The sequence below is a fragment of the Clostridioides sp. LIBA-7602 genome (genome assembly GCF_056688945.1).
Genome location: NZ_CP196991.1, coordinates 2,357,995 through 2,371,281, shown reverse-complemented (window position 1 = coordinate 2,371,281; position 13,287 = coordinate 2,357,995). Strand labels below are relative to the sequence as shown.

At 28.4% G+C, this 13,287-nt stretch carries 11 protein-coding genes; all 11 read left to right on the top strand.

Annotated elements, in window-relative coordinates; genetic code table 11:
- The 11 genes from ACTG45_RS11475 (at position 1) to ACTG45_RS11425 (ending at position 13,247) form a co-directional block, all read left to right on the top strand.
- Entirely contained in the window at positions 1-2,265 is a 2,265-nt protein-coding gene (locus ACTG45_RS11475) for a xanthine dehydrogenase family protein molybdopterin-binding subunit (protein WP_479919010.1), read from the top strand.
- A 140-nt stretch (positions 2,266-2,405) separates the two neighbouring features.
- Positions 2,406-2,714 carry a hypothetical protein gene (locus tag ACTG45_RS11470; RefSeq protein ID WP_021384952.1) on the top strand — a complete coding sequence of 103 codons (309 nt, stop codon included), beginning with the start codon at positions 2,406-2,408 and terminating at the stop codon, positions 2,712-2,714.
- A 283-nt stretch (positions 2,715-2,997) separates the two neighbouring features.
- Positions 2,998-3,498 (top strand): QueT transporter family protein, encoded by a 501-nt coding sequence (locus ACTG45_RS11465; RefSeq protein WP_479919009.1) that lies wholly within the window; start codon positions 2,998-3,000, stop codon positions 3,496-3,498.
- A 57-nt stretch (positions 3,499-3,555) separates the two neighbouring features.
- The gene (locus ACTG45_RS11460) at positions 3,556-4,533 is read left to right on the top strand and encodes a helix-turn-helix transcriptional regulator (RefSeq protein ID WP_479919008.1); all 978 of its coding nucleotides are present in this window, start codon (positions 3,556-3,558) and stop codon (positions 4,531-4,533) included.
- Positions 4,534-4,575: 42 nt separating this feature from the next.
- On the top strand, positions 4,576-5,304 hold the full coding sequence (locus ACTG45_RS11455) for an FtsZ/tubulin family protein (RefSeq protein WP_234781116.1): 729 nt from the start codon (positions 4,576-4,578) through the stop codon (positions 5,302-5,304).
- A 27-nt stretch (positions 5,305-5,331) separates the two neighbouring features.
- Positions 5,332-7,266: an McrB family protein gene (locus ACTG45_RS11450; protein WP_479919007.1), complete on the top strand. Its 1,935-nt coding sequence runs from the start codon at positions 5,332-5,334 to the stop codon at positions 7,264-7,266.
- The gene (locus ACTG45_RS11445) at positions 7,259-7,411 is read left to right on the top strand and encodes a hypothetical protein (protein ID WP_479919006.1); all 153 of its coding nucleotides are present in this window, start codon (positions 7,259-7,261) and stop codon (positions 7,409-7,411) included. The genes ACTG45_RS11450 and ACTG45_RS11445 overlap by 8 nt, the downstream gene beginning before the upstream one ends.
- A complete protein-coding gene (locus tag ACTG45_RS11440; protein ID WP_479920295.1) occupies positions 7,401-8,525 on the top strand; it encodes an McrC family protein in 1,125 nt (374 codons plus the stop codon). The genes ACTG45_RS11445 and ACTG45_RS11440 overlap by 11 nt, the downstream gene beginning before the upstream one ends.
- A gap of 353 nt (positions 8,526-8,878) precedes the next feature.
- Positions 8,879-9,919, top strand: coding sequence for a sigma-54 interaction domain-containing protein (locus ACTG45_RS11435; RefSeq protein ID WP_021384940.1), 1,041 nt, complete (start codon positions 8,879-8,881; stop codon positions 9,917-9,919).
- Between the two features lie 355 nt (positions 9,920-10,274).
- The gene (locus ACTG45_RS11430; RefSeq protein WP_479920294.1) at positions 10,275-11,597 is read left to right on the top strand and encodes a uracil-xanthine permease family protein; all 1,323 of its coding nucleotides are present in this window, start codon (positions 10,275-10,277) and stop codon (positions 11,595-11,597) included.
- Between the two features lie 288 nt (positions 11,598-11,885).
- Complete coding sequence (locus ACTG45_RS11425; RefSeq protein WP_021384951.1) at positions 11,886-13,247, top strand: uracil-xanthine permease family protein; 1,362 nt, start codon at positions 11,886-11,888, stop codon at positions 13,245-13,247.
- The last annotated feature ends 40 nt before the right edge of the window (positions 13,248-13,287 follow it).

Sequence of the window (13,287 nt, the reverse complement as noted above, 5' to 3'; positions counted from 1 at the left end):
ATGAATATAGTTGGAAAAGGAATCAAAAAAATAGATGGAATGAGTATCACAACAGGGAAACCTGTATATACAGATGATTTATCAGCAAAAGATGCTTTGGTGGTAAAGATACTTAGAAGTCCTCATGCTTATGCAAAGATAAAAGATATAGATACATCAAAGGCAGAAATGGTCGATGGTGTTGAATGTGTTTTAACATATAAAGATGTACCAAAATCTAGATTTACACTTGCTGGTCAAACATATCCAGAACCATCTCCATATGATAGATTAATTCTTGAAGATGTTGTGAGGTATGTAGGTGATGAAGTAGCTATAGTTGCAGCTGTAGATGAAAAAACAGCAATTAAAGCAATGAATCTTATCAAGGTAAAGTATGAAGTACTTACACCTGTTTTGGATTTTGAAGAGGCAATGGGAAATAAAGCTATAGTGCATGATGAAGATAGACATTGTAACTTTGACATAGGTATGCAGAGAGAAAATAATATAGTATCACATCATGATTATACAAAAGGTGATATTGAAAAAGTATTAAGTAATTGTGATATAGTGATTGAAGAAACTTACTATACTCAAGCTCAAGCACATGCAATGATGGAAACATATAGAGCCTACAATTACTTGGACCATACTGGAAGATTGGTTGTAGTAAGTTCAACTCAAATACCATTTCATGTTAAAAGACATTTATCTCGTGCTTTAGAGCTACCAGCTAGTAAAATTAGAGTTATAAAACCTAGAATTGGCGGCGGGTTTGGCGGAAAACAAACTGCATGTGTGGAGATTTTTTCGGCAATTGTAACTTTAAAAACAGGTAAACCAGCTAAAATAATTTATGATAGAAAAGAAACTTTCAATTGTTCAACAAGTAGACACGCAATGAGATTAAAGGTTAGGTTAGGTGCTACTAATGATGGAATAATAAAAGCTATAGATATAAATGCACTTTCTGATACAGGTGCATATGGAGAGCATGCCTCTACAACTATTGGTTTGGTTGGAGAAAAAACTTTACCAATGTATAATAAAGTTGAAGCAACAAGATTTATTGCAGATGTAGTATACACTAATAAAATGCCAGCAGGAGCACTTAGAGGATATGGAGCTTCTCAAGGATGTTTTGCTGTTGAATCAACTATAAATATGCTTGCTGATAAATTAAACATGGACCCAACAGATTTAAGATTAAAAAATGTAGTAACACAAGGTGAAACTACATTTGCATATGGAAAAACTTTAAATAGTGTGGATTTAGTAAAATGTATAAATAAGGGCAAAGAGCTTATTGGATGGGATGAAAAATATCCTTGTAAACATCTTGATAATGGAAAAATTAGAAGTGTAGGTATGGGAATTACTATGCAAGGGTCTGGTATACAAGGTCTTGACAAGTCTTCAGCTGAAATTAAATTAAATGACTGTGGAGATTATACACTTATGATAGGTTCTACTGATATGGGTACAGGAAGTGACACAATCCTAGCTCAAATGGCTGCTGAAGTACTTGAAACAAGTATCGAAAATATAACAGTCATATCAGCTGATACTGATTTGGTTCCATATGACCCAGGTTCATATGCTTCAAGTACTACCTATGTAACTGGTATGGCAGTAGTTAAAGCTGCTCAAGATTTAAGGGGAAAAATAATTTCTGCTGGAGCAACTAAACTGGGTGTTGATAAAGATGAAGTAGAATTTGATGGTGTAAACTTAACTAGCAAAAAAGGTAGTACATTATTGTTTGATATAGCAGTAGATTCTACAATTGGACCAGATACTAATCAATTGATAGGTTTTGCTTCTCATGGTAGTCCAGTATCTCCACCTCCTTTTATAGCTGGTTTTGCAGAAACTGAAATCGACAAAGAAACTGGTAAGGTTGATTTAGTAAATTATGTAGCTATAGTAGATTGTGGAACAGTTATAAATAAAAATCTAGCTAAGATACAAGTTGAAGGTGGAATTGTTCAAGGGATTGGGATGGCGTTATTTGAAGAAGTTAGATATACAGAAAAAGGTAGTATGGATACAAATACATTTATGCAATATAAAATTCCAGCTAGATGTGATATTGGAAATGTAGAAGTAGATTTTGTTGAAACTTATGAACCAACAGGACCATTTGGCGCTAAGTCGGTTGGAGAAGTTGTTATAAATACACCTTTGCCAGCAATACAAGAAGCCGTATTTAATGGTGTTGGTGTGAGAATAAATACACTTCCTATTACACCTGAAAAAGTATTTATGGCTATGAATAAATAATTATTTATGAAGATTTTAGACTAGTTTTACATGTTAAACAACCAGTTATGTCATACCTGTTGAAAGATATTTAATAAGTAGTTATTATAATATTATGAATTTTACTTATAAAATATAAAATTAACTAAGGGGATGATGTTTTGGCTGGAAATCTAAATAACATGAGAGCAGTAAATAATTTTAGAGGAGATAAAAACATTTTAGAATGTTTAGTCAGCTTTGAGGGTCGTTCGATAAGTCAGAGAAAAGTAAGAGTGTTTTTTAAGGAAAAGCAAAACCAAATAGAAATTGACTTTGCAGAAGAGGAAATTTCTAAACTTGTTGAAAATGTTGTTTTAAATACATCATATCAAGAAATGCTGTATGATGAGATAGAAAAACAATTAGAAATTGATTGTGTAGGTACTTGGATGATATTATCTAAATTAAAAGATAGCAGAGTTCATTGATTTTGACATAAATTATTAGAGCCTAATTTTAAGGCTCTTTTTTAATGTTTTTATAGAATAATAGAAAATTAAAATTGAATTTGTATACAATAATTATAACATATATTTAAAATATAGCTATTTGAGTTTATATGTATCATATTGTATAATATAAATTGAATTAATAAAATAGTTCGTTAAAATAATTTGTTTATATAAAATAACTGTTTAAGTTTATAGAATTTGTATAAAATAAAGTTATATTATTAATTTTTAGCAAGAAAATTTTTACTAGGAGACAGATATGAGAAGAAAGAGTATTAATATAGCATTAACAGCAGTTGTTACAGCAATTTATGCGGTTTTAACCCTGTCATTGGGATTTATAAGTTATGGTCCAATACAATTTAGAGTAGCAGAGATTATGATGCTTTTAGCGTTTTTAGATAAAGGATACATAGTAGGTCTTACATTAGGATGTTTTTTAGCAAATGTTATAGGTCCATACGGTGTACCTGATATAGTATTTGGGACATTAGCTACATTTATAAGTGGGAGTTTGATTTATTTTACTAGAAAAATAAGTGGACAAAGTAAGGGTACATTGATTATAGCTTCTATATGGCCAACTATCGTAAATGCAGTTGTAGTTGGATTGATGTTAAACATATTTTTTGGACTTCCTTTGATTTTATCTATGATACAGGTAGGTTTTGGAGAATTTGTGGTTGTGACAGTAGTTGGAGTACCATTTTTTAGTTTTTTAATGAAAAAATATAAGAATGTCATTGATATTAAATTTTAAAAAATACACTATCATTTCATAGATTAAGATTAGTATTAATAATGAGGGGGATTTTATTTGTCAAAGATAAAAAGATTGACTGATGTTTGGACATATATTAATGATAAGCAGAAGTTTACAATCAAAGAGTTGTCAGAAGAGTTTAATCTTTCAACTAAGACTATTCAACGATACTTGACAGAATTAAACGAAATGGGACTTCCAATTCAGACAGAAAAGGGTAGGAATGGAGGGTATAGGGTTTTAAATAATAGTTATATACCTCCTGTTGTATTTACAGAAATAGAAGTCATGTCTATCTTCTTTGCCCTTAAATCACTTCAAATTTATAAGTCAATGATAATAGATAAAGAAATTGATTCTATAATAAGAAAAATAAGTTATGAGCGTAAAAGCAGTATAAAAGAAGGGATAGATAATATAAAAAATTATATTGAGTTTATACCTAATGAAGGAAGGTATAAAAGTAGTGATATAGTTGAAATTTTTAGAGCTTCCTCAGAGTCCTGCATTTTAAATATTAAATATAAGTCTGGAAATCAATTATTAGAGAAAAATGTATGCCCTATGGGTATATTTTTAAAGAGGTGTGTGTGGTTTACACCTGTATATGATTATGAAAGTGATAAGATTATATTAATTTGTATGGAAAATGTGATTGAATTTAAAAGGATAGGTAAGAGTAAAAAGAAAAATATAAGTTTGAAAGAGTGGATAGATACAGTATATGTGAAAGCATATGAAAATATGTCATTTACTAAAAAATTTGGTGAAAGTATTAAACTATGTGTACTATTAACTAAAGAAGGTATATCCAAAATAAAGAATAATTCTTATGATTTAGATGTAGAAATAAAGGAAGATGGTAGTGGTCTAATTGATACATTCATAGAGCAAGGTGAAATAGATTGGTATGTATCTACTTTATTTTCAATAGGTAAAGATGCAAGAGTGATAGAGCCAAAATTTATAAATAAATTGCTTTATGACAAGGCTAAAGAGTTAAAATATTTTTTTGAAGAAAATATGTTATAATATTTAAAATGTTAAAACCAAATAATTATTAAGGAGATATGTATGATAATGGAAGATTTTAATAAGAATGCTAAGATAATTGGTATTGGAACTGAAGGTATTAATATAATAAATGAAATAGAAGAAAAAATAAAAGAAAATGTAGACATAGAAAGAATTAATATAAATCAAGAAGTTGAAAAAGAATATGTCAGAAGCCTTTTAGATGGAGTAGAGATATTATTTTTAGCATATTCAACTGAAGACAAACAAAGTAGAGAGATTATAAAAGCTATTTCATATATGTCAAATGAAAGAAGAATTTTATCTATAGGAATGAATTGTTCAGAGAAGGAAAATAAAGAAGATTTAGAACTTGGGAGAGAATTTAAAATCAATAATGATAATATCTTTAAATTTGTTGATTTAATGAATATTATGATAGAGTCTATTTCGGATTCCTGTATGATAAATATAGATATAACTGATTTAAAGGAAGCTATTATAGGAGATAAGGGAATTAAGTATTCTTTTGAAGAATTTGAAGATACAAAAGAATATAGTGACATAGCTAACGTTTTATTTGAAAAAATGGAGTATTTAGGTGAAGAATTCATAAACAAAAAAGGCATTGTATTTGTTGAAGGAAATATGGACTTTTCTCTAGTAGAATTGAATGATTTAATAAATAATATTCAAAGTAAAATAGAAGAAAAATATGAAGTGATATTTTCTTTATACTTAAAAGAAAATTTAGACGGAAAGATTAAAGTTGCTTTGTTATATAATTAGTATGTTTTAGATATTAAGGAGAAAGATATGTCTGAAAATATAAGAGTTACAGAATATTGGTTAATGGAAGAATTTTTTTATCAGGAAACAGATACACCACAAGTTTTTAGAGAAGAAAGTATAATTGCACTTGGTTTTGATATAAAAATAAATTTAAAAGAAGTACTCAATATGGGAAAAAAATCAGAAAAATATATCAATGACAACTGTAATGACAAAGACTTTATAAAAAGGTTTATGTCAATTAAAAAGGGTGATTACTTTTTATATAAGGCATATCAAAATATAGAAGAAAAAATTAAATGTAGTGTATCTATTGGTATAGTTGAAGAAAGCTTTGAAAATGGTTATGAATTAAGTCATATTTTGGGGCATACATTACCAGTAAAATGGATGTACAATTTTGATACAGTTTCAAGTTGCAAAGCATATACAAGTGAGTTTTATAAATTAAGTAATGATGATATTAGTCCATACTTAGAAATTATTAAGTTACAAGATGAGAAATCATTGAGAAAAATGATAGAAGCGAGTGACAATAATAAATGGTATCTAAAAAACTATTATTATAAAAATGTAGATAAATGTATAGACAATGAAGAGCTATTTATTCAGCCTACTAATATAGAGCAATTAGAATATCTGAAAAATATAAATACAGATGATTATATCTTATTACATAATAGTGAGAAAGTAATCTGTGAGAATGACCATACAATGAAGAGTATATTTGGGGTATGTCAAGTCATGGAAGGATTCGATAAAGAGAAGATAAGTATTTTAGAAGGTGGATATTATCTACCTGTTAAGTGGATAGAGTATGAAAAAGAAAATATAGATGGGAACGCTTGGGTTATATTTGAAAATAATAGTTTAGTTGAAAAATACACAAAAAGGTTTGCTAATAAAATGCCTTTAAATACTATATTTTATGGCCCCCCAGGAACTGGTAAAACATATAATGCAAAACAAATAGTTTATAATCTGATAAATGAAACTAATTTAAAAAATCGAGATTATATAAGTAATGTAAATTATAGAAATAATGTGGAATTTTGTACATTTCATCAATCATATGGATATGAGGAGTTTATAGAAGGGCTAAAGTCTGATGGTAAGGGAAATTTCAAACCAGAGGATGGAATATTAAAGGATATATCTATAGAAGCATGTTATGATGCATTGAAGTTTGAAAAAAAGTTGAATCTTGAGTTGGAAAAAAATAATTTGACTTTAGAAGAGATAAAAGCTAGAAAAAAGAAATTGATATTAGAAAATATAGAGTTTAGTGACAGTTTTAATTTTGAAGAATCAGAAAGCTATGTTTTAATAATAGATGAAATTAATAGAGGAAATATATCTAAAATATTTGGTGAGTTAATAACATTACTTGAGGAAGATAAAAGACTCACTAAATCAAATCAAACTATTGTCAAGTTACCATATTCAAAAGAAAAATTTTCTTTACCTCCAAATTTGTATATAGTTGGAACTATGAATACATCAGATAAATCAATAGCGCTCTTAGATATAGCTTTGAGAAGAAGATTTAGTTTTGAAGAAATTATGCCAGATTATGATTTATTGTCTACTGTAGATGGTATAGATGTTAAAAGTATGCTATATACAATTAATAAAAGGATAGAGTTTTTATATGATAGAGACCATGTTATTGGACAAGCTTACTTACTTAATGTAGATAATATTGATGATATAGTGTCAGTATTTAGAAGTAAAATAATACCACTCCTTCAAGAGTATTTTTATTATGATTCAGAAAAAATAGGTCTTATTTTAGGTGGTATAGGAAAAGATGAAAAAGATAAATATATTGTTTACAAAGAAGAACTTATGGCCTCTGAATTGTTTAAAAAAAATAATACATCTGTGATTGAAAATAAAGTTAACTATTGTATAAAGCAAAACATATCTAGTGAGGAGTTAAAAAATATATATGAGTAAAAATATATATGTTAAAGAAACTTACGAATGGATAAGAGTAGGTAATGGTGAAAATGAGCTTACAGAAATTGAATATGAAAAATTGCTTAAATATATAGATAATAATAATGATGTATTAAAGAGTAATATAATAGATATTAAGTAAAAAACTTAGATTTATAAACTATGTAGGTGTCATATGCTTTGAAAATGTAATACTTGAAGTACTTCCAAAATTGTCATTAAGTGATAATCTTGTAAAAGACAGAGAAATGTTATTACAGATGCTTTCTATATGTAATAAAATTCCAATTATAATGAATGAAAGCATAAGATTAAGTTTAAAAAATTATAATCTTTTAAATTTCTTTGTTATGTATTTTATTGAAAATATGCAAACACAAATTAAAAGAGGAATTCACTTTGAATATGTAAATAAAATAGAAAATTCAAATGTTATAAGAGGTAAAATATTATTGAGTACATATGCAAGAGAAAAAGGTATCTCCCCAATGAAAATAAAATGTGAGTACGATGAATATAGTGAAAATAATTTCTTGAATCAAGTTCTTAAAAAAGCATGTGTATCTATTTTATGTAGAATAAATGATAACTTAATTCAAAGTAAGATTAAAAAAATTTTGAGTTATTTTCAAAATGTAGACCTAATTTATGTAGATAAAGAAAAACTATTAGATTATAAATTTTATAAAAATAATGATAGATTTAAAGATTGTTATTTGTTGGCTAGGCTTATACTTCTAAATTTATCTATGGATAATAGTCAAAACAATCAAGAGGCCTTTTCTATATTATTTGAAATAAATACTTTATATGAAGAATATATAGGTGTCTTAATAAAAAATATATGGGATAATTCATTTAGAGAAACTTATATACAAGATAAGAGTAAATTTCTTTTAAAAAATGAACAAACAGGAAAGAAAAATTTTAATCTAAGACCAGATATAGTATTATATGATTTAAAAGATGAATATGAAATTATAATTGATACAAAATGGAAGGCTATTGAAGTAGATTCAAATGTTTTTTATAGGTCAAGTGATATATATCAGATGTATGCATACATAACAACCTATGAAAATGCAAAAAGATGCATATTGTTATATCCTTGTATTCAAAAGGATAAAAATTATAGTTCTTGGAAATTATCAGAATCATTTAAAGGTAAATTTATAGAAGCAAAAACTGTGAGATTAGATGATGTGAAAAACACAAAAGATGATTTGAAAAAAATAATTTTTAATTATAAATTTTAGAAATAAGAATTATAAAAATAATAAAAATACTTTAAAAAAGGGTAAATATGATTCTATACGTATAGAAAAATTTCTGATGTATAGAAAAAAATTTATAAAAATCTTAAATTTAAAATTTTGAAAAGTATTTATATGTAAAGTGTGGCATTCTAATTGCTTGTTTAATATAGGATGTGCGTAAGATTAAGAAAGGTATATCTACTAATTTGCGATTTGGGAGATATACTTTTTATTAATCTTAACTTGAAAAATAAAATATTATTAAATTATAACTAAACTTTTCTGTTATGATATAATTAAATAGATAATTTGAAGGATTATTATATAGAATACTTATTTGGAGTTGATATTTTATGGATAAACACAGTGATTCAGTAATGTATGGTGGAATGGAAGTATACAATATTTGGGGGACAACAACAGTAGACTCTATAATTGGAGATTCTGATGTAATGCGTGCTCTAAAAAATAGAATTCGCAAAATTGGAAATAGTGATTCTACTGTAGCTATAACTGGAGAAAGTGGTACTGGAAAAGAGTTAATAGCAAGGGCCATTCATCTCGCAGGAAACAGAGGGAATAAAACATTCGTTGCTATAAACTGTGCTGCTATACCAGAACCTCTACTGGAAAGTGAACTTTTTGGATATACAAAAGGAGCTTTTAGTGGAGCAGATTCAAAAGGTAAGATTGGTAAATTTGAATTGGCTAATGGTGGAGTTGTATTTCTAGATGAGATAGGAGATATGCCAATTCAACTACAATCGAAGTTATTGAGAGTGTTACAGGAAAAAAAGTTTACGAGAATAGGCTCAAACGAACTGATTGATATAGATGTTAGAATCATATCAGCTACTAATAGAGACTTATTTGAATTGGTTAAAGAAAATAAATTTAGAGAAGACTTATACTATAGATTAAACGTAATACCTCTAGAAGTACCTCCACTTAGAGAAAGAGGAGACGATATACAAATACTAATAAATAATTTTATAGATAAATATTCCAGAAAAATGAAGAAAAATGTGTACCATATAGAACCAGATGTAGAGCAAATGTTGCTTAAATATCCTTGGCCAGGGAATATTAGAGAGTTGGAAAACACTATAGAATTAGCCTTAAATCTCCTTGAAGAAGATGGAATAATACATAAAGGCATAATAAACAGAAAGATAATTGAATATTTTAAGCTAAACAATATAAATATAAAACTACTTGAGGAAAATGACTATGAGATAAGTATGGAACAAGAGATACTTACGCTTGAAGAGTTTGAAAGAGCATATATAAAGAAAGTGTTGAAGTTTTATGGTAATGATACTAAGTCTAAAAAGTTAGCTGCTAAAAAACTTGGAATATCATTAGCCACTTTATACAGAAAAATAGATGTATAATAATTAACTTTTTAATTCTCAATTCTAAAATTTGAAATTATAAAATTGATAAAAAACACTTGGAAAATAATTTTCCAAGTGTTTTTTTGTGTAATAGTATTTTATTATCCAAAAATAAAAAAAATTTAAAAGAATTAAAAAAAATAAATGCTTTATCAAATTATCAAATACTAACAAATATAATAAAATTTATATGTGTAAAACAATTCTGTTAAAAAATTGGCATTATAATTGCTTCATAGTAAATTGAGATGACAAAATAAAAAAAGAAAGGATGTTGTATGAGATAATAATAACTGTCATTAAAAAATAGTTGGGAGTGATAACCTTGAGTAAATATCAAAAAAGTGTTTCTATGTTTGATATTGATGGAAGGCCACCAATTTTAAAGTGTCTGCCACTATCAATGCAACATATATTAGCAATGATAGTTGGAACTGTTACAGTACCTATAGTCGTAGGAGGAGCTGTGGGTGTTAGCCCTACGCAAATAACGCTTTTAGTCCAATATGCATTAATAATAGCTGGCATATCGACACTTATACAACTATATCCAATAGGAAATATTGGTTCAAGATTGCCTATAATTTTTGGAGTTGGATTTACTTATGTACCAACACTTGTAGCAGTTGGAGGAAATTACGGACTAGCAAGCATTTTGGGTGCACAACTAATAGGGGGAGTTGCTACAGTATTAATAGGATTATTTATAAAAAAGATAAGAAGATTTTTTCCTAATATAGTTGCAGGAACAGTAGTTTTTACAATTGGATTATCTTTATATCCTATAGCAATAAATTATATGGCAGGTGGTGTAAATAGCCCTACTTATGGCTCTATGCAAAATTGGGCAGTAGCAGCTATAACACTAGTGGTAGTTATAGGTCTTAGTCAATTTGCGAAAGGGTATGCAAAACTGGCGGCAATATTTTTGGGAATTATAGTTGGATATTGTGTATCTTTAGTTTTGGGTATAATAAATTTTGACCCTATTAGAGAGGCAGCTTGGTTTGCAGTACCTAAACCACTTGAATTTGGATTAGAATTTGATATGCCTGTAGTAATATCAGTAGTAATTGTAAGTATAATCAATGCTGTTCAAGCAATTGGAGATTTATCAGCTACTACAATGGGAGGTATGGACAGGGATATTACAGATAAAGAATTATCAAGTGGAGTAATAGGAAGTGGAATTTGTACTATGATAGGAGCTTTGTTTGGAGGTTTGCCACCATCATCATATAGCCAAAACGTGGGGATGGTAGCTATGAACAAAGTAATAAGTAGATTTGTGCTTGGAATAGCTGGTATATTTATGTTATTGTCGGGGTTTGTACCTAAATTTGGTGCATTAATGACTACTATACCATATTCAGTTTTGGGAGGAGCTACAATATCTATATTTAGTATGATAACAATGACAGGTATAAAGTTAATTATTACAGAAGAGTTGTCATCAAGAAATATTACCATTGTTGGTTTGGCAATTGCTTTAGGCATGGGAATAACATCAGTCCCAGCAGCCCAAGAAGCATTTCCTTCATTTGTAAAGTTAGTATTTGGAGAATCTCCAATAGTAATTGCAACATTGGTTGCATTCGTTTTAAATCTAATAATACCAAATAAAAGCCTAGAGGATGAGGCTAAAGAAAGAGCTGTTATGGAAGAGGCCAATTAAGATATGATAATTTGAAAGGGTTGTTTAAATTATTTATTATGAGATTGTTAGATTATTTTTGATAGCTATTCATTTTAATAAAAAATTTATCAAAAAAATGTATACCAGACAATTAATATTTATTCAAAAAGAAAATCGGGGAGGGTATATTTGTTAATTTTTTATAAAAATAGCTCAGTTTAGCTGTGTTTATCGGTTGAGCAATAAATTCATGGTCATAAAAATATTTATAGAAAATAATTATAAAAATATTTAGTCAAGATATTTATGTATGGGAGGATTTATTTTATGAAAACACGTAATACTTCAAAATATGATGTCGATGGGATACCACCACTAAAGGAATCAATACCTTTAGCTTTACAACATCTGTTAGCAATGATAGTAGGAAACATGGTACCTGCGATATTAATAGCAAACGTGGTAGGACTTAACCAGGGGCAAGCGACAATGTTGATTCAAGGTTCTATGTTAGCAGCAGGTTTGGCAACGTTTTTACAATTATATCCAATACCTTTATTTAAAGGATTTAAGTTAGGTTCAAGATTACCTGTAATGATGGGAATGAGTTATGTATTTTTAGGAGCCTGTCTTTCAGTAGCAGCTAAGGATGGTTTAGCAGCTCTATTTGGAGCACAGATTGCTGCTGGGGTAATCGTATTCTTTGTAGGATTTGGAGTTAAGAAAATTAGACATATATTCACTCCAATAGTTTCTGGAACAATAATAGCATGTATGGGACTTGGATTATTTGCAACTGCTATAAAGAATTTAGCAGGTGGAGAAGGGGCAGAAACGTTTGGAAGCCCAGTAAACTTTACAGTAGGAGTTATAGTTGCTTTTGTAATAATAATGATAAATAAATACGGTAAGGGTCTAGTAAAAAATTCTTCAATATTAATAGGAATATTAGTAGGTTATGCTATATCTTTAGTTTTAGGATTGGTTGATTTCTCAGCAGTTCAAGGAGCAGCTATAGTATCTTTACCAACACCAGCAGCTTTCGGATTAGAGTTTAGACCAGAGTTAATAGTAATGTTTACTATTATTTACATAATAGGTATAGCTGATATGATGGGTGCATGTACAATAGCTACAATAGGAGCAATGGATAGAGAGGTAACTGACGAAGAGTTATCATCAGTTGTTTTAGGAAATTCTATAACTTCTATAATTTCATCATTATTTGCAGCTCTTCCAACTGGAGTGTTTAGCCAAAATACAGTAATAGTATCTATGAATAAAGTTACAAGTAGATTTGTAATAGCACTTGGCGCACTTGTATTGTTACTAGCAGGAATATCTCCAGCATTAGGTGCAATAATGACAACTATACCATCTTGTGTTGTTGGTGGAGCAACGTTAGTTGTATTCTCATCAATAGCAATGTCTGGTTTCTCTATTATGAGTATGGATGGATTTACTGAAGAAAACAATCTTATAGCAGGAGTATCTATAGCAACAAGTATGGGTCTTACAACTGCACCACAAGTTTTAGACCAATTCCCAGCAACAATTGGAACTGTCCTTGGAGGGTCAAGTATAGTTTCTGGAGCAATAATAGCTATATTACTTCAAACATTATTTAAATTAAAATCAAGTAAAAAGTCTGAAAACGTTACTTCAAACCTTGAGGAAAATATTGGATAAATGTATTAGATATGATATGAGAAAGCCATATGATAAAATG

What these genes read in the sequence shown, in the direction of transcription:
- ACTG45_RS11455 (WP_234781116.1), top strand. Translation starts at nt 4,576, where the DNA reads ATGATAATGGAAGATTTTAATAAGAATGCTAAGATAATTGGTATTGGA.
- ACTG45_RS11465 (WP_479919009.1), top strand. Translation starts at nt 2,998, where the DNA reads ATGAGAAGAAAGAGTATTAATATAGCATTAACAGCAGTTGTTACAGCA.
- ACTG45_RS11450 (WP_479919007.1), top strand. Translation starts at nt 5,332, where the DNA reads ATGTCTGAAAATATAAGAGTTACAGAATATTGGTTAATGGAAGAATTT.
- ACTG45_RS11425 (WP_021384951.1), top strand. Translation starts at nt 11,886, where the DNA reads ATGAAAACACGTAATACTTCAAAATATGATGTCGATGGGATACCACCA.
- ACTG45_RS11430 (WP_479920294.1), top strand. Translation starts at nt 10,275, where the DNA reads ATGTTTGATATTGATGGAAGGCCACCAATTTTAAAGTGTCTGCCACTA.
- ACTG45_RS11445 (WP_479919006.1), top strand. Translation starts at nt 7,259, where the DNA reads ATGAGTAAAAATATATATGTTAAAGAAACTTACGAATGGATAAGAGTA.
- ACTG45_RS11435 (WP_021384940.1), top strand. Translation starts at nt 8,879, where the DNA reads ATGGATAAACACAGTGATTCAGTAATGTATGGTGGAATGGAAGTATAC.
- ACTG45_RS11475 (WP_479919010.1), top strand. Translation starts at nt 1, where the DNA reads ATGAATATAGTTGGAAAAGGAATCAAAAAAATAGATGGAATGAGTATC.